Source organism: Fictibacillus macauensis ZFHKF-1, from assembly GCF_000269865.1.
Taxonomy (GTDB): Bacteria; Bacillota; Bacilli; order Bacillales; family Fictibacillaceae; genus Fictibacillus_C; species Fictibacillus_C macauensis.
Genome location: NZ_AKKV01000026.1, coordinates 23,643 through 39,800, shown reverse-complemented (window position 1 = coordinate 39,800; position 16,158 = coordinate 23,643). Strand labels below are relative to the sequence as shown.

18 protein-coding genes are annotated in these 16,158 nt (G+C 41.7%); 12 read left to right on the top strand and 6 right to left on the bottom strand.

Annotated elements, in window-relative coordinates; translation table 11 throughout:
- Positions 1 to 199 precede the first annotated feature (199 nt).
- The 5 genes from A374_RS10690 to A374_RS10670 all read left to right on the top strand — a co-directional run bounded on the left by A374_RS10690 (position 200) and on the right by A374_RS10670 (position 5,445).
- A complete protein-coding gene (locus A374_RS10690) occupies positions 200 to 1,339 on the top strand; it encodes an acyl-CoA dehydrogenase family protein (protein ID WP_007202220.1) in 1,140 nt (379 codons plus the stop codon).
- Between the two features lie 26 nt (positions 1,340 to 1,365).
- Complete coding sequence (locus A374_RS10685) at positions 1,366 to 2,985, top strand: AMP-binding protein (RefSeq protein ID WP_007202219.1); 1,620 nt, start codon at positions 1,366 to 1,368, stop codon at positions 2,983 to 2,985.
- A gap of 174 nt (positions 2,986 to 3,159) precedes the next feature.
- The gene (gene cccA / locus A374_RS10680; protein ID WP_007202218.1) at positions 3,160 to 3,504 is read left to right on the top strand and encodes a cytochrome c550; all 345 of its coding nucleotides are present in this window, start codon (positions 3,160 to 3,162) and stop codon (positions 3,502 to 3,504) included.
- Between the two features lie 121 nt (positions 3,505 to 3,625).
- On the top strand, positions 3,626 to 4,330 hold the full coding sequence (locus A374_RS10675) for a tRNA (adenine(22)-N(1))-methyltransferase (protein WP_007202217.1): 705 nt from the start codon (positions 3,626 to 3,628) through the stop codon (positions 4,328 to 4,330).
- On the top strand, positions 4,327 to 5,445 hold the full coding sequence (locus A374_RS10670; protein WP_007202216.1) for a Nif3-like dinuclear metal center hexameric protein: 1,119 nt from the start codon (positions 4,327 to 4,329) through the stop codon (positions 5,443 to 5,445). Before A374_RS10675 ends, A374_RS10670 begins: the two co-directional genes overlap by 4 nt.
- A 54-nt stretch (positions 5,446 to 5,499) precedes the next feature.
- On the opposite strand, the gene A374_RS10665 is transcribed toward A374_RS10670, so the two are convergent.
- Complete coding sequence (locus A374_RS10665; protein ID WP_007202215.1) at positions 5,500 to 6,441, bottom strand: 4-hydroxy-3-methylbut-2-enyl diphosphate reductase; 942 nt, start codon at positions 6,439 to 6,441, stop codon at positions 5,500 to 5,502.
- An 82-nt stretch (positions 6,442 to 6,523) separates the two neighbouring features.
- Complete coding sequence (gene vrrA, locus A374_RS10660) at positions 6,524 to 7,267, bottom strand: VrrA/YqfQ family protein (RefSeq protein WP_007202214.1); 744 nt, start codon at positions 7,265 to 7,267, stop codon at positions 6,524 to 6,526.
- A gap of 179 nt (positions 7,268 to 7,446) precedes the next feature.
- Between vrrA and A374_RS10655 the strand changes: the two genes are divergently transcribed.
- Both A374_RS10655 and A374_RS10650 read left to right on the top strand, forming a co-directional pair.
- The gene (locus A374_RS10655) at positions 7,447 to 8,742 is read left to right on the top strand and encodes a DEAD/DEAH box helicase (RefSeq protein WP_007202213.1); all 1,296 of its coding nucleotides are present in this window, start codon (positions 7,447 to 7,449) and stop codon (positions 8,740 to 8,742) included.
- Positions 8,743 to 8,760: 18 nt separating this feature from the next.
- The gene (locus A374_RS10650; protein WP_007202212.1) at positions 8,761 to 9,654 is read left to right on the top strand and encodes a deoxyribonuclease IV; all 894 of its coding nucleotides are present in this window, start codon (positions 8,761 to 8,763) and stop codon (positions 9,652 to 9,654) included.
- A gap of 48 nt (positions 9,655 to 9,702) precedes the next feature.
- Here the strand turns inward: A374_RS10650 and A374_RS10645 are convergent, their stop codons facing one another.
- Positions 9,703 to 9,963, bottom strand: a complete 261-nt coding sequence (locus A374_RS10645; protein WP_007202211.1) for a DUF2624 family protein — start codon at positions 9,961 to 9,963, stop codon at positions 9,703 to 9,705.
- 84 nt (positions 9,964 to 10,047) lie between these two features.
- Positions 10,048 to 11,352, bottom strand: coding sequence for an NCS2 family permease (locus A374_RS10640; RefSeq protein WP_007202210.1), 1,305 nt, complete (start codon positions 11,350 to 11,352; stop codon positions 10,048 to 10,050).
- Positions 11,353 to 11,524: 172 nt separating this feature from the next.
- Between A374_RS10640 and A374_RS10635 the strand changes: the two genes are divergently transcribed.
- The 5 genes from A374_RS10635 (at position 11,525) to A374_RS19545 (ending at position 14,379) form a co-directional block, all read left to right on the top strand.
- Positions 11,525 to 12,280: a metal ABC transporter ATP-binding protein gene (locus A374_RS10635; RefSeq protein ID WP_007202209.1), complete on the top strand. Its 756-nt coding sequence runs from the start codon at positions 11,525 to 11,527 to the stop codon at positions 12,278 to 12,280.
- An 18-nt stretch (positions 12,281 to 12,298) separates the two neighbouring features.
- The gene (locus tag A374_RS10630; protein ID WP_007202208.1) at positions 12,299 to 13,147 is read left to right on the top strand and encodes a metal ABC transporter permease; all 849 of its coding nucleotides are present in this window, start codon (positions 12,299 to 12,301) and stop codon (positions 13,145 to 13,147) included.
- 18 nt (positions 13,148 to 13,165) lie between these two features.
- Positions 13,166 to 13,579 (top strand): Fur family transcriptional regulator, encoded by a 414-nt coding sequence (locus tag A374_RS10625; protein ID WP_007202207.1) that lies wholly within the window; start codon positions 13,166 to 13,168, stop codon positions 13,577 to 13,579.
- Between the two features lie 73 nt (positions 13,580 to 13,652).
- On the top strand, positions 13,653 to 13,865 hold the full coding sequence (locus A374_RS10620) for a DUF1540 domain-containing protein (protein WP_007202206.1): 213 nt from the start codon (positions 13,653 to 13,655) through the stop codon (positions 13,863 to 13,865).
- Between the two features lie 124 nt (positions 13,866 to 13,989).
- The gene (locus tag A374_RS19545) at positions 13,990 to 14,379 is read left to right on the top strand and encodes a hypothetical protein (protein ID WP_007202205.1); all 390 of its coding nucleotides are present in this window, start codon (positions 13,990 to 13,992) and stop codon (positions 14,377 to 14,379) included.
- Positions 14,380 to 14,434: 55 nt separating this feature from the next.
- Here A374_RS19545 and ispG read toward each other — a convergent pair whose 3' ends face one another.
- Together ispG and A374_RS10605 are read right to left on the bottom strand one after the other, a co-directional pair.
- Complete coding sequence (ispG, locus tag A374_RS10610; RefSeq protein ID WP_007202204.1) at positions 14,435 to 15,541, bottom strand: flavodoxin-dependent (E)-4-hydroxy-3-methylbut-2-enyl-diphosphate synthase; 1,107 nt, start codon at positions 15,539 to 15,541, stop codon at positions 14,435 to 14,437.
- Positions 15,542 to 15,659: 118 nt separating this feature from the next.
- Positions 15,660 to 15,980, bottom strand: coding sequence for a hypothetical protein (locus tag A374_RS10605; protein WP_156793203.1), 321 nt, complete (start codon positions 15,978 to 15,980; stop codon positions 15,660 to 15,662).
- Positions 15,981 to 16,158: the final 178 nt, after the last annotated feature.

Sequence of the window (16,158 nt, the reverse complement as noted above, 5' to 3'; positions counted from 1 at the left end):
CAAACATATTTTCCAAGTATTTTAATTGTACTAGAAAACGTTAGGTGAATGCAAATCGTCTCAGAAAATAATCCTTAAAAAGGAAAGAGTAGAAAAAAATAAAAATGTTAATGTTGTAAAAATTCTGGCTTTATATCTATAATAAACTTGAAAGCGATTACACACAATGGAGAAATTTAACAAAAAGGTGGGGTCATCCATGAACTACGCATTAACAGATGAACAGGCAATGATTCAAAAGATGATGAAAGAGTTTGCTGATGAGGAAGTCGCGCCAGGAGCAGAACAACGAGACAAGGACAAAGCATTTCCACTTGAAATTTTTAAAAAATTAGGGAAGCTTGGCATCATGGGATTGCCGTTTCCTGAACAATATGGAGGTGGAGGAGCGGACACGATTTCATTTGCCATCGCTGTTGAAGAATTAAGCCGCGCTTGTGGCTCAACAGGGATTACGTATTCAGCTCACGTCTCTTTAGGAGGAGCACCTCTTTATTTGTTTGGTACAGAAGAACAAAAAGAAAAATATTTAGTTCCGATTTGTACAGGAGAATCGTTTGGTGCGTTCGGATTGACGGAGCCAAATGCTGGTTCTGATGCGGGTGGAACACAAACGACTGCAAAGCTAGAAGGCGATCAGTGGGTCATTAATGGTAGCAAATGTTACATTACGAATGCGAGCTATGCGAAGCATTTGGCGCTAACAGCCATTACAGGAAATGAGCATGGCAAAAAAGAAATTAGTGCGATTATCGTTCCAACCGATGCAAAAGGTTTTACCGTTATCGATAATTACGAAAAGCTTGGTCTTCATTCTTCAAACACGACAGAGCTCGTTATTGATGGGGTGACAGTGCCGAAAGAGAACCTACTAGGCAAGCAAGGAGAAGGCTTTAAGCAATTTTTAATTACGCTTGATGGTGGCCGTATTGGTATTGGAGCGATGGCGGTCGGGATTGCACAAGCTGCTTATGATCGAGCACTTGCTTATGCCAATGAGCGGAAGCAATTCGGTTCTACCCTATCAAAATTCCAAGCCATTCAATTTAAACTTGCAGATATGGCCATGAAAATTGAGCTTGCTAGGAACATGGTGTATAAAGCAGCCTGGTTAAAGGATCAAGGCAAGAAATTCTCAAAAGAAGCGGCAATGGCTAAGTTATATGCATCCGAGTCATGCATGCAAATTTGCTCAGAAGCCGTACAAATTCATGGTGGATACGGTTATATGCGCGATTACCAAGTGGAACGTTTCTTTAGAGATGCTAAGCTTACTGAAATTGGTGAAGGTACATCAGAAGTACAACGCATGGTCATTGCACGAGAAATTGGCTGTTAATACACTGAATATGGGGTGAGCAGTAGATGGAACGTCCAATAACGATTGGAGCGCGGTTAAAAGAACAAGTGGATGCTTACGGTCACAAGGAAGCGGTTGTGTATAGCAAAGAGAACATTCGCTATACGTATGAGGCTTTTTATAAAGCGACAGAAGCGGTTGCAAAGGGCTTGCTGGCTGCTGGTATTCAAAAGGGGGACCACATTGCTGTATGGGCAACAAATGTCCCTGAGTGGGTGTTGTTGCAGTTTGGTTCTGCTCGCATCGGTGCGGTTCTTGTTACCGTGAATACAAGCTATCAGCAAGCAGAGTTAGAATATCTACTAAAACAATCGGATACGAAAATGCTGTTCTTAATCGATGGCTATAGGGACGCATCCTATGTTGAAATGGCTCAAGAAGTTATGCGAAAGAAGGAGCAATTTCCACTCCTTGAATCTTTTGTACACATTGGGCCACAATCACCCCAAAACATGATGAGTTGGGATCACCTGTTGCTCAATGGAGCGAACATTACGGATGAAACGTTATACACCATTGAACAATCACTGGATCCTGATGATGTTATTAATATGCAATATACGTCTGGGACGACAGGCTTTCCAAAAGGCGTCATGCTCACGCATAACAACGTGTTAGGCAATGCCGAGCGCCTTGCCGAAGCGATGAAGCTAACAGCAGAAGATTCGTTATGTATACCAGTGCCGTTTTTTCATTGTTTTGGTTGTGTCATTGGTACGCTAACGGCCATGACGGCAGGCGCAACAATGGTGCCAATCGTTCAATTTAACCCAAGAGACGTGTTGCAAACGGTTGAAAAAGAGAAGTGTACGGCCCTTCATGGCGTGCCGACGATGTTTATTGCCGAGCTGAACGATGAGCAGTTTTCACAATTTGATTTATCGTCACTCCGCACAGGTGTAATGGCTGGTTCTACATGTCCGATTGAAGTTATGAAAAAGGTCATTAATGCCATGGGAATGTCGGAAATTACCATCGCCTATGGACAAACGGAAACTTCACCAGTGTTTACCCAAACAAGACCAGAAGATCCTATTGAAAAACGGGTGAAAACGGTTGGTAAGAAACATCCTGGTGTGGAGATTAAAGTCGTTGATCCGGTAACAAATGAAGAAGTGGCCATTGGACAGCCTGGTGAGCTTTGTACGCGTGGCTATCATGTGATGAAAGGCTATTACAAGATGCCAGACGCGACGATGGCAGCCATTGATCAAGAAGGTTGGTTGCATACGGGAGATTTAGCGGTTATGGATGAGGACGGTTATGTCACGATTACGGGCCGTTTAAAAGATATGATTATTCGAGGTGGCGAGAACATTTATCCTCGTGAGGTGGAAGAATTTTTATACAGCCATCCAGCCATTCTCGATGTACAAGTCATCGGTGTGCCTGATGAGAAATATGGCGAAAAAGTAGCGGCTAGCATTCGGTTGAAAGAAGGAAAACAGGTGAGTGCTGAAGAAATCATAACGTATTGCACGGGTCAAATCGCCAAGTTTAAAATTCCGGAATATATTTTTTTCGTCAAAGAGTACCCAATGACTGCGTCTGGAAAAATTCAAAAATACAAATTACGAGAAGAAGCTCGCCAATTGATTTCACGCACAAAGGGAATCATGAGCTGATCGTCCGCTCCCTAGCGGACGATTTCCTATTTACCATGCGTTCTAAAGGAGAATTGTGTAACTTTTCCTTTCCTTCCCTATGATTTTCAAGTAAAATAAGAAATGGATTGTTAACAATTACATAAGAAGGCAAAAATGTACATCCATTGTAGAACAGATAAAGGAGGAACTGTTATGAAACGTAATCCGCTAATTCCTTTTGCATTTACTGCAGTGATCGGCATTATTCTCATCATCGGCATTTCATTTTGGGGCATACATAAACAAGACGAAGCAAAGAAAGCAAAGGAACAAGCTGCACTAAATCCAGATGCTATCTTTAAAAAGAACTGCGCTTCTTGTCATGGCGAGAAGCTTGAAGGAAAAGTAGGGCCTAACTTACAAAAAGCTGGCGCTAAACTTTCAAAAGCAGACATCTCTAACATTATTAAAAATGGTAAAGGTGGCAAAATGCCCGCTGGTGTTGTAAAAGGTGAAGAAGCACAAATTATCGCTAAATGGTTATCAGAGAAAAAATAAGCAGTGTAAAGCTGACTGAACGTCTTCGCATTCATGCGAATTCACTCAGTCAGCTTTGCTTTTTTCTTAAGAGCCTGTTAATAATAGAAGAGAGAAAAACATTGATTATAGGTGGATTGAAATGAAAAGAGATAATTTATCACAACGATTACAAACCGTAGCAGATTTCGTACCGTCAGGCGTCGTGTTGGCCGACATCGGTTCGGATCATGCGTACTTACCATGTTACTTAATGCTTCAAGGCAAGCTAGCAAAAGGTGTCGCTGGTGAAGTAAATGATGGACCTTATCACTCTGCGCTTAAGGAAGTGAAAGAAGCCGGCTTTGAAGAAAGCATTGCTGTCCGTAAAGGAGATGGCTTGGCTGTTATACGGGAAAACGAAGTAGACGTTGTTACGATTTGTGGAATGGGTGGTCAATTGATTACGAGCATTCTTGAAGCTGGTAAAGATCAGCTTGTAGGCGTATCGCGTTTAATTTTACAACCGAATGTAGGTGGCGAAACAATTCGCAAATGGTTGCATAGAGAAGGATGGACATTAGTAGCGGAACGCATTATGAAAGAAGACGGTAAGATCTATGAAGTGCTCGTTGCTGATTTCGGTCAAGATGGGACGCTTTATGAGGAAAATGCTGCGCAAAAATTATTGCTTGGTCCTTATTTAATGCAAGAAAAAAACGATGCCTTTCGGGAAAAGTGGACGTTAGAAATGGAACAATGGACACGCATACTACAGCAAATGAAAGACGGGCGTTCAGCAGAGATTGAAGAACGAAAGCAAGTCATTACGAAGAAAATCGCAGCGGTTCAGGAGGTTCTCGCATGACAAAGTATGCATACGGACATCAGGTTATCGGCGAGCTTCACAAGCTAGCGCCAAAGCACCTAGCCTATGAAGGCGATCCAATTGGTTTACAAGTAGGAAATTTAGCGCTTCCGGTGGAAAAGGTGATGGTCGTATTAGATGTATTGGAGCCTGTTGTTGATGAGGCCATTGCAAAAGGTGTGCAACTTATTATTGCGCATCATCCCATGATTTATCGACCGCTAAAAAACATTGATACTGCCACTTCGCAAGGGCGGATGATTGAGAAGCTGCTTCGTCATAACATTACTGTTTATGCGGCGCATACAAACTTAGACATCGCTAAAGGTGGCGTGAATGATTGGTTAGCAGAGGCCTTGCACTTAGAGCAAACGTCTCTTTTACAAGTTACGGCTAAAGAGACGTTGTATAAGCTCGCTGTCTATGTGCCAACAACGCATGTAGAAGAGGTAAAAGAAGCGCTGGCAGCCGCTGGAGCAGGTCATATTGGTGACTATAGTCATTGCACCTTTAGTAGTGAGGGAACCGGTACCTTTAAGCCGTTAGAAGGAAGTCAGCCTTTTCTTGGTTCACAAGGAGACATTGAACACGTGCGTGAAGTGAAATTAGAAACGGTTTTGCCTTCTAATAGATTATCGCGTGTGCTTTCCGCAATGCATAACGTTCATCCGTATGAAGAGGTAGCGTATGATGTGTATGAGTTGCAAAACGAGCACAAAACGTATGGCATCGGTATTGTAGGAACACTTCATGAAGCACTGTCATTTGACGCTTTTATTCAACATGTAAAAGGCACGTTAGGCGTTGCTTCTTTACGCGCTGTAAAAGGACACGATCGCCTTATAAAAAAAGTAGCTGTCGTCGGTGGTGATGGTAATAAATTTATTCATGCCGCGCTCGCTAAGGGAGCGGATGTACTTGTGACGGGTGACCTTTATTATCATACAGCGCATGATGCGCAATATGCCGGCTTATCGGTCGTTGATCCAGGTCATCACATTGAAAAAATTATGAAACCGCGCTTGTGCGAGTATTTACAAAAAGCATTAGCAGGGCATTACGCGACGGAAGTGATGGCTTCAACGCAGTCGACGGATCCTTTTACGTTTCATTAAAAAAACGATGGTTTGTGACGCTAGCTACAGCGTTACAACCATCGTTTTTTTTATTTATTTTGTTTTTACTTTTGGGAGAATTTTATTTAAGGCAACTTTTCGTTCTTTCGCCCATGTTTCTTGATCTTGTTCGTCGTATTGCTCTAAAAACGTAATCACTTCTTTTGTAATCGGCGTTGGTGTGGAAGCACCAGAAGTAACACCAACCGTTTGTACGCCTTTTAGCCACTCTAAATCAATTTCGGTTACATCGGCAATACGAAAGGCGCGCGTACCAGCAATTTCTTGTGAGACTTGAGCAAGGCGATTGGAATTATTACTTTTTGGATCGCCGACAACGAGCACAAGATCACACTCTTTTGCTTGCTCAGCAACCGCTTCTTGACGTACTTGCGTGGCTAGACAGATTTCTTTGTGCACTTCCGCATGCGGATATTTAAGCAGCAATTGCTTAATGATCTCAGCAACGTCCCATTGGCTCATCGTCGTTTGATTGGTAATGAGAATTTTTTCATTGGAAAGCGCTAGTTCTTCAATGTCTTCTGTTTTCTCAATCAGATGAACCGCATGTGGCGCAATACCAATCGCTCCCTCAGGCTCTGGGTGCCCTTTTTTACCAATATAAATGACTTGATAGCCTTGTTGATCTTTTTCGCGAATTAAATCATGTGTTTTCGTTACATCAGGACATGTGGCGTCAATTTCAATGAGCCCTTTTTCATGAGCGATGCGCCGAACTTCCGGAGAAACACCGTGAGCTGTATAAATAACGGTTCCTTGCTCGATGTCTCGAATAATATCGAGTCGGCTTTTTCCGTCAAGTGTAATAATTCCTTCTTCTTCAAAAGCATCTGTTACGTGTTTATTATGAACGATCATGCCGAGAATGTAGATTGGTCTCGGTAACGTTGGATCTTTCGCCGCCTGTCTTGCTAATACCATAGCATCCACGACACCATAGCAATAACCTCGAGGAGATATTCTTACAACTTTCATTTCCATCTCTCCCTTGCTGTAATACAGTTACTAACCATTATCATTATAAAGGAGAGTGGGGCAGAACTCAATGAACTTACCCTTAGATGAACAGCTTAGGTGGTGGTTGAATGCGGCGAGATAGGCCTGAAACGTATTCTTCTTCACTTGCAGCAAGTAGTTCCACCGGTTCAGGAATGTCTTCGGTCGTTGTGTGTGCTTCAATGGCGTGCAGTGGCTGTTTATTTTTCTCAAATGTTTGGGCGGCGTTTTCTCGCTTTTTCTTCTTCGCTTTTTCTGCGGCTGGGCCGACAATCATTTTTGATTCTTGAATCGGTAAATACGCTAAATCACTGCTTTCGAGAACAAAGGATTCATCCACATTCTCCGTTTCAATTTCAATCATTACAGCAGGAACGTCTTCTTCGCTGCCTTTTCGTTTTCGTTTCGGCCGTCGCGATTCGGTGCGTTTGCTCGCTTGCTTTTTCTCAGCTGTCTCAGCTGTCTCTGTTGTCTCTTCCTTTGCGTCGCGTTTTTCGATCCGCGCTTCTTTCTTTTCTTTCAGATTACGATTTGTGTTTTCTTTAAAATCCTTCAATGAGCGCATCATATCAGGTAAATTTTTGACCATGGGTCCATATTGCTTAACCATCGGGCCCATTGTTTCGGCTACTTGCATCATTTTTTGGACATTTTCAACAATCGACAGCATATTAAACGGCGAACGGCTGGCAGTGCTTGGTACGTTCGGCATAGAACGAAAGGAAGAGCCGGGATTAAACCGTGGCGGACCGGACATCCCGCTAGACCGTCTATGACCAGGTCCAATTGGGGGATACTGATTCATAAGAGAACCTCCTTCCTAAAAAAATGCTTCTCTAAAAGAATATGAAGAAGTTCTAGAAAACGTGTGTCATTGACTAGAGAAATAGAAGAGTCTAGGATTGCCCATAGCTTATTTGTGGGACTTCCTCTATAATACGTAAAGTAGGCAATTACAAAGGATAAAAGTAAGGTGATGAAAAAATGACTAAAAAAACAACGTTTGACCGTTTGAACATACAACCATTTTTAATTGAGGCACTCGTAGAACAAGGCTTTAAAAAACCGACCGATATTCAAGAACGTGTCGTTCCCGGCATTTTAAATGGCTATGATATTATTGGTCAATCCCAAACAGGATCAGGAAAAACGATGGCGTTTTTGCTGCCGATTTTAAACAAGATTGATGCTACAAAAAATGAAATCCAAGCAGTAATTACAGCTCCAACCCGTGAGCTAGCTCAACAAATCTTCCAAGAGTATGAAAAGCTTGCTGCTTATTTTCCAGAAGAAGCTCCGATTACAGCGAAAACAGTTGTCGGTGGAACCGATCGTAAACGCATGGCGGATCGCTTGAAAAATCCACCTCATCTAATTATTGGAACACCTGGGCGCATTAATGACCTTGTGAAAAATGAAGGTCTTAACATTTATAGTGCCACAACACTCGTTGTCGATGAAGCAGATCAAATGCTTGATATGGGCTTTATTGAAGATGTGGATCAACTTGCTTCTCGCATGGCGGAAACGATTCAAATGCTTGTCTTCTCGGCAACCATTCCAGAAAAGTTACAGCCATTCTTAAAGAAATACATGAATCAGCCACGTCACGTGCACGTAAGTCCAGAACAGACGACAGCCAAAGAAATTAAGCATGTGCTTATTCCGTTGAAACATAAAGATAAAACGAAACTGCTCATCGAAGTGGCAAAAGCGTACAATCCTTACTTATGCTTAATTTTCGTTAATACGAAGAAAATGGCTGATGAAGTAAGCGATGCAATGAGCACGGCTGGCTTAAATGTGCAACGCTTGCATGGCGACATTCAGCCGCGTGAACGTAAAAGCATTATGAAACGCATTCAAAAAGCTGAATATCAATATGTGGTTGCAACGGACCTAGCGGCGCGCGGCATTGATATTAAAGGGATTAGCCATATCATTAACTATGAGCTACCAAAAGACTTGGATTACTATATTCACCGCACAGGGCGTACAGGTCGTGCTGGGATGACAGGAATTGCAGCAACAATTATTGAGCCAAGTGATCAGCTTGCGCTTCAAAAACTACAACAACGTAAAATTCCTTTCGTTCAAGAAGAATGGCGCAATGGTGAGTGGAAAGAAGTAGCTGTGCGCGCGCGTAAAAAGCCAGCGCCAGCGAAAGAAGGAAGCAAGGCAGACGGGTTAAAGCCGAAGAAAGTAAAGCCTGGGTATAAAAAGAAATGGGCAGAAGAAAAACGCCGCATGGAAAAACAACAACGTCGTAGAAACAAATAACGTAGAGGGGGAGTACGCATGTTGAAAATTGGCTCACACGTATCTATGAGTGGAAAGAAAATGCTAGTAGGAGCAAGTGAGGAAGCGGCTTCCTACGGTGCGAATGTATTCATGATCTACACAGGCGCTCCGCAAAATACGCGTCGCAAAAAAATTGAAGAACTAAATATTGATGCCGGATTTCAGCATATGAAAGACCATGGTATGCTGGAAGTCGTCGTTCATGCGCCATACATTATTAACATTGGAAACTCCATCAAGCCAGAAACCTTTCAATTAGGGGTCGATTTCTTAACGTCTGAAATAGAACGAACAGCGGCTCTTGGTGCGAAACAAATTGTGCTTCATCCTGGAGCGCATGTTGGTGCTGGTGCAGATGAAGGAATTAAGAAAATTATCGAAGGATTAAATGAAGTGTTAACACAAGAGCAAACGGTACAAATTGCGCTGGAAACGATGGCTGGAAAAGGCTCAGAATGTGGGCGTAATTTTGATGAGCTAGCGCGCATTATCGATGGCGTTCGTCTTAATGAGAAGCTTTCCATTTGTTTTGACACGTGTCACACCCATGATGCTGGCTATAATATTGTGGAAGACTTTGATGGCGTACTCACTACGTTTGATAAGACGATCGGTATTGACCGCTTAAAGGTGCTTCATATTAATGATAGTAAAAATGAACGCGGTGCATCAAAAGACCGCCATGAAAACATTGGGTTTGGTCATATTGGTTTTGATGCGCTCAATTATATTGTGCATCATCCACAGCTAATGGACGTGCCGAAAATTTTAGAAACTCCGTATGTAGGTACAGACAAGAACAATAAAGTCGCACCTTATAAGTTAGAAATTGATATGTTACGCAAGAAAACATTTGTGCCAACACTGCAAGAACAGCTGTTACACGTATAACGTCTGATGAGAAAAGACCAGGGAGACAGGATCCTGGTCTTTTTCCTATTACTTGTTTAAATAGTCATCAATCATCGCTGCAATCATATTTGCTTTCTGTTGATTAACTTCTTGCCCGATTGCTTGAAGAATCGTTTTTCGTTGAGTGGCATTATTCACATTGATTTTGTAGCGACGTAAAATGTGAACGACCTTTGTTGCCTCCTGCATGGTGACAGGAAAGTTATGTTGATTTGCTAAGCTTATAAGCTCCTCGGGCGTTAAATGGTTGAGTTTTTGATTAACCATATGGGCCACAATTGGATTCATAGTTGATCCCCCTCCATTCATCCTTATCCTATGAAGGGGGAAAACGAAACTGAACAAAAAAAAACCGCCTGAGGCGATTTTTTCTTATACGATCGAATGAAAAACAAAATTAATTAAAAACAAGAGAGCGATAATATAAAGCGGAAGCGGTATTTGCTTGCGTTGCCCGACAGCAATCTTTAAAAGAGGATACGCAATAAAGCCAAACGCAAGACCGTCTACGATGCTATATGTTAAAGGAATCAACGCCATAATCAAAAAGGCTGGAAATCCTTCAGTAAAATCACTTAACGGAATGTGTTGGATGTTTTGTACCATAAGCCCACCAATGATAATTAATACTGGAGCAATGGCACCATCAGGAATTAAAGTAAGAAATGGAGCAACCGCAATCGAGATTAAGAATAAAATCCCCGTTACGATACTCGTTAAACCTGTTCGTCCACCCTCTGCTATACCAGCTGCGCTCTCAACCGTTGAAATCGTAGGACTTGTGCCTAAAATTCCTGACAGGATTGAAGAAGCGGCGTTCGCTTGAAAGGCTTTAGGAAATTTTTTCGAATCAGGCAATAAGCCGTGGAGAAGCCCCATATTCTCAAACGTAATAATCATCGTTAACGAGAACGCGGCAATCCAGAAAGATCCTTTCATCAATCCGTGAAAATCAGCACCGAAAAATAAGGCTTTAAAAGGCGCAAATGGCAACGTGCGATGCGTTTCGGCTGCAACATGCGCAAATCCTGTAACATAACCAATCACACATGTGACCGCGATGCCAATAATAAAGCTACCTTTCATGTTTCTAGAAAATAGAAACAGTGTAATGACAAGTCCAATCAGTGTTAATAAGGCGGTTGGAGAATTAAGGTGCCCGAGCTTGACAAATGTTTTGGAGCTTGCTTCAATCAATCCACCTTTTTGTAACCCAATAAAGGTTAAAAACAAACCAATCCCTACGGTAATGCTGTGTTTTAATGAGTCCGGAATGCTATCAGATAAGATGTTTTTCAGTCGTGTTGAAGCGACAATCAAGAACAAAATGCCTGATACGATCACAGCAGCAAGTGCTTCTTGCCAAGATAAACCCATTCCTTGAACAACAGTATACGTAAAGAATGCATTCACACCCATACCTGGTGTTAGTATGATGGGAGCGTTCGCATAAAACCCCATCAAAAAACAGCCAAGTGCTGTTGTGAAGATTGTGGCTAATAATACGCCATAGTACGGCATGCCAGCATCGGCAAGAATCAATGGGTTTACGATTACAATGTACGCAATCGTAAAGAAAGAGGTAAACCCCGCAAGTACTTCTTGTTTCACGGATGTTTGGTGCTCTTTTAGTCGAAATAACTTTGAAACGTTCACGTGTTTCCCTTCTTTATTCACTTATCCCTCACCCACCCAGCAGCATAGCTGCCATAGAAAATTATATCTCATTGTCAGACGCCTGACCACCTCTAAGTTTTCGAAACGAGAAGAGGATAGACAAATGAAGGTACATTTAGTATACTTTACAGAGCTAAATCGTAATCGTTACTATTCATTGGAGGCATGTTGTATGGAAAAAGCTCTCGTGCCCGCTGTAGAAATTGAAGGCTTATCGTTTCATTACAGTGGAAGAGCCGTGCTTGATAATATATCGTTTTCGATCCCACAAGGATCATTTCTCGGTCTCGTTGGGCCGAATGGATCAGGAAAATCAACGTTAATAAAAAATCTGCTCGGTTTAATGAAAGCGCAAAAAGGAAATGTGTTTCTTTTTGGTCGGGCGCTTGAAGCGTTTAAACAATGGGAGAAAATCGGCTATGTTTCTCAAAAAGCAAACAGCTTTAATACGGCATTTCCAGCGACCGTTTTTGAAGTCGTTTCAATGGGTCTGTTTGGAAAAATCGGGTTGTTTCGCTTTCTTTCAAGACGCGATAAACAAAAGATTAAACAAGCGATCGCAACGGTGCGGATGGAAGACTATTTACATCACAATATTGGTGAATTATCCGGTGGTCAACAGCAACGTGTTTTTATTGCCAGAGCGCTCGTCAGCCAACCAGAGCTATTAATTCTCGACGAACCAACGGTAGGTGTTGATGCCGAATCAGCAGCAGATTTTTATACGATGTTAAAAGATTTAAATCGAAACAAAGGCATTACGTTATTGCTTGTAACGCATGACGTTGGTGTCATGTCAGACTATGTTACCCACGTAGCTTGCTTAAATAAACAGCTTCATTTTCACGGCGACGTGAAAGCATTCGAAGAAACATCGATGACGCAAATGTATGGTCATCACGTTCATGTGTTAAATCATTCTCATTAATAGCCCGGAGGAAAATTCATGTCTTTCCCGTTTTTTCATTATCATTTTTTACAAAATGCTTTTTTAACAGGGATTATGATCGGTGTGTTAGCACCTGTTCTCGGTGTCTTTATTGTCGTACGCCGACAATCACTGATTGCGGATGCCTTGTCTCACATTACGTTAGCTGGCATTGCGGCTAACTTATTGCTCGGTAAATCGTTTAGCTTTTTTCAAGGAATGAATCCTCTTTATTTAGGAATGGGTTTTTCAGTGGCTGGCGCAGTCGGGATTGAGCAATTGCGCAAAGTCTATAAGCATTATGAAGAATTAGCCATTCCAATCATTATGTCAGCAGGCATTGGACTCAGTGTGATTTTTATTTCATTAGCGAACGGTTTTAATACGGACTTATTCAATTATTTATTTGGCAGTGTCATTGCGGTTAAATCATCTGACGTATGGAGCATTTTTGTCATTACCATACTTGTGTTTTTATTTATTATTTTATTGTATAAGGAATTGTTCGTGCTCTCGTTTGACGAAGAGCAAGCGGCTGTTTCTGGCATTAAAGGCAAGTGGATTCAATTTCTTTTTATTATTATGGTTGCCCTTGTTATTGCTTCATCCATGAAAATTGTTGGGATTTTGCTCGTTTCATCGCTGATGACGTTACCAGTTGCCGCAAGCATTCGCATTGCGAAAGGCTTTAAACAAACCTTTATTTATGCTGTTATTTTTGGGGAAACAGCGGTGATCGTTGGGTTAATTTCATCGTATTATTTAAACTTTGCGCCCGGTGGCACGATTGTGATTGTCTCAGTAGTAATCTTAATAGGTTCTATACTTTGGAAAAAACTGCGCGTGACGAACAAACGATTCGCGTAAAGAGTCGGAGGGAAAAGGATGGACGTTACTAAAGCTATACATCTTTTGAAAGAAAAAGGTTTCAAGTATACAGATAAACGAAAAGATATGCTTCAAGTGTTTGCCAATGAATTACGCTATATTAGTGCAAAAGACGTTCAAGAGACGCTGAAACCCCATTACCCTGGTTTAAGTTTTGATACCATTTATAGAAATCTATCCACTTTTTCAGAATTGGGAATCTTAGAAGAAACCGAATTGGACGGAGAAAAAAAGTTTCGCTTTAAATGCCCAACGAGTGAACACCATCATCATCTTATATGCTTAACGTGTGGCAAAACAAAAGAGGTAGCGGGCTGTCCGATGGAGCAGCTTCCTGTTAATGATTCAGGCTTTACAGTGACAGGTCATAAATTCGAAATTTACGGCTACTGTCAAGCGTGTTCGCTCTAAATAATTACTAGCAAGCAGGTATGAACAGCGGCAGATTGTGGCATCCTACTGATAATTAAAAGGAGGAGAGCCCATGCCGACTGTAAAATGTAACGTTGCAAACTGTACCTATTGGGGAGAAGGCAACAATTGTGGTGCCGATGCAATCCTTGTAGAGATCGACAAGCACGCGAATCACTCGTATAAAATGGAAGCGAGTGGAGAACTGATTGGTGATGCAAAGCATAAGGATAATGCGCGCCAGTCAGCAGAAACATGCTGCTACACGTTTAAAAAGAAACAATAGGACGTACTGTGAAACGATTGATGCGATGGATAGAAGCATCAATCGTTTCTTTTATGTACTTATAGAAAAAGGGGAGTAGGGGAAGCTAAGAGAGCTCGACCTTTAAGAAAGGGAGGGATCTCTAGTGGATCATAAGCATAGTGATGATAGACGGAATAAGCCCGTCCTCGATGATCGTAATAGCTTGTATCGTGAAGAAATGGCAGCGGAGGCATTGCCTTTAAGTGGTGCGGTTGCCTTGCCAGAACACGAAGAACGAGGAGAACAGATTGATCGCCGTTCTCGTTCAGAAGAGGAAAGGCGCGAAAGTGTCCATGCAGGAAAAGTATGGGCCATGTTCGCCGTTATTTCTTCCGTGTTATCTTTATTTATCGTTCCGATTGTGTTTGGACTCATCGGCATTGTTTGTGGCATTGTTGGTGCAAAACGAGGATCAGCGGTAGCAGGCTATACTGGAGTGGGCATTGGCTTAGCATCGATTATTATGAGTATTCTTCTTGCCCCTTTTTTCTAATACAAGAGCAAAAAAAAAGAGCTTTCGCGATTTGTTGCGAAAGCTCCTTTTTCTATTATTGTTGTTGTTGTTCGGCAGCAAGCTTTTCGTAATGTTCTTCTGCCAGCTTATCAATTTCTTTTTTCAATTCATCGAGCAATTGATCTTCTGGAATTTTACGAATGATTTCACCATGTCTAAAGAGTAAGCCTTCTCCACGAGCACCAGCGATGCCAATATCGGCTTCACGCGCTTCACCAGGACCGTTTACGGCGCAGCCGAGAACAGCTACTTTAATCGGTGCTTTTACTTTTGAAATATAGTCTTCCACTTCATTTGCAATGGAAATTAAGTCAATTTCGATGCGTCCACACGTTGGGCATGAAATTAATGTCGCTGCATCAGAGAGCAAACCAAATGATTTCAACAGTTCACGTGCCACTTTTACTTCTTCTACTGGATCAGCACTTAAGGATACACGGACTGTATTCCCGATTCCTTTTGCTAGAATAACCCCAAGTCCAGCGGCACTTTTCACCGTACCAGCGAACAGTGTTCCGGATTCTGTAATCCCTAAATGAAGCGGATAGTCAAATGCTTTAGACGCTTTTTCATACGCTTCAATCGCTAAGTTTACATCAGACGCTTTCATGGAAACGATAATATCATGAAAATCAAGGTCTTCAAGAATCTTAATATGATCAAGGGCGCTTTCTACCATGCCATCTGCTGTAGGATAGCCATATTTCTCTAAATATTTTTTCTCAAGTGAACCAGCGTTTACACCGATTCGAATAGGAATGCCTTTTTCTTTCGCTGCTTTAACGACCGCTTCTACTTTTTCTTTGCGACCGATGTTACCAGGGTTGATCCGGATTTTGTCAGCTCCACCTTCAATCGCTTTAAGCGCTAGCTTATAGTCAAAATGAATATCAACTACGAGTGGGATGGAAATTTGTTTTTTTATATCTGCAATGGCTTCAGCTGCACGCATGTCTGGGCAAGCGACCCGGACAATTTGACATCCTGCTTCTTCTAAACGTTTAATTTCGGCAACTGTTGCTTCTACATCATGTGTTTTCGTCGTAGTCATACTTTGAACGATCACCTGATTATTTCCACCAATAGTTAGTGGACCGACTTTAACAGGTCTCGTTTTTGAACGATGCGTAATTTCACTCATTGGTGAACCGCTCCTTTATATTTCATTTGAAAGGGCGTGTGGCTCTTTCATCTACGTACCTCTGTACAATAGTTCATTTTAGCAATGGTTTTGTTAGTTTGGCAAGAAAACCATCGTTTTATCGTTTGTAAATCGGAAAATTGTAAATCTTGCCTGCACGAATGTTCTCTGGGCGCAAGTTACCATTCAGCTTTTGGAAATCCTTGATTACTTTAGTGATAGGTAAGGAAGTGGCTGAAGGATTCAACTTTTCGATGATCGAAAGAACAGTATCGCCTTCTCCCGTTTTTATTTGTTTATAGGGCTTGTCCATCTTCACTGGGGAAGATGATGGTGATGCACTGAAATTATAAGACGGAAGTGTTCCGATTTTCAAGTCATACGCAATAATGTATAAAAGTAGAAAGCCCAAGCCGAACAGAAATAATTTTTTCATCATGCTCGTCCCCTTTGGATTGATTTCATATATGGCACATATATATGTGAAAAAGGGGGGAGGTATTCTTCATCATTTCTTAAGAAAGATTCATTTGCTGATTTTATCCTCTGTAGTGTAAAATGGTTACTACCTACATGAGTCTTGGGACCTAGGTTTAGGGAAATAAATAATGAGGTGG

Coding starts and splice junctions, on each gene's coding strand:
- A374_RS10675 (WP_007202217.1), top strand. CDS start 3,626: ATGAAAAGAGATAATTTATCACAACGATTACAAACCGTAGCAGATTTC.
- A374_RS10655 (WP_007202213.1), top strand. CDS start 7,447: ATGACTAAAAAAACAACGTTTGACCGTTTGAACATACAACCATTTTTA.
- A374_RS10670 (WP_007202216.1), top strand. CDS start 4,327: ATGACAAAGTATGCATACGGACATCAGGTTATCGGCGAGCTTCACAAG.
- ispG (WP_007202204.1), bottom strand. CDS start 15,541: ATGAGTGAAATTACGCATCGTTCAAAAACGAGACCTGTTAAAGTCGGT.
- A374_RS10605 (WP_156793203.1), bottom strand. CDS start 15,980: ATGATGAAAAAATTATTTCTGTTCGGCTTGGGCTTTCTACTTTTATAC.
- A374_RS10630 (WP_007202208.1), top strand. CDS start 12,299: ATGTCTTTCCCGTTTTTTCATTATCATTTTTTACAAAATGCTTTTTTA.
- A374_RS10620 (WP_007202206.1), top strand. CDS start 13,653: ATGCCGACTGTAAAATGTAACGTTGCAAACTGTACCTATTGGGGAGAA.
- A374_RS10685 (WP_007202219.1), top strand. CDS start 1,366: ATGGAACGTCCAATAACGATTGGAGCGCGGTTAAAAGAACAAGTGGAT.
- A374_RS10625 (WP_007202207.1), top strand. CDS start 13,166: ATGGACGTTACTAAAGCTATACATCTTTTGAAAGAAAAAGGTTTCAAG.
- cccA (WP_007202218.1), top strand. CDS start 3,160: ATGAAACGTAATCCGCTAATTCCTTTTGCATTTACTGCAGTGATCGGC.
- A374_RS10690 (WP_007202220.1), top strand. CDS start 200: ATGAACTACGCATTAACAGATGAACAGGCAATGATTCAAAAGATGATG.
- A374_RS10665 (WP_007202215.1), bottom strand. CDS start 6,441: ATGAAAGTTGTAAGAATATCTCCTCGAGGTTATTGCTATGGTGTCGTG.
- A374_RS10635 (WP_007202209.1), top strand. CDS start 11,525: ATGGAAAAAGCTCTCGTGCCCGCTGTAGAAATTGAAGGCTTATCGTTT.
- A374_RS10650 (WP_007202212.1), top strand. CDS start 8,761: ATGTTGAAAATTGGCTCACACGTATCTATGAGTGGAAAGAAAATGCTA.
- vrrA (WP_007202214.1), bottom strand. CDS start 7,267: ATGAATCAGTATCCCCCAATTGGACCTGGTCATAGACGGTCTAGCGGG.
- A374_RS10645 (WP_007202211.1), bottom strand. CDS start 9,963: ATGAATCCAATTGTGGCCCATATGGTTAATCAAAAACTCAACCATTTA.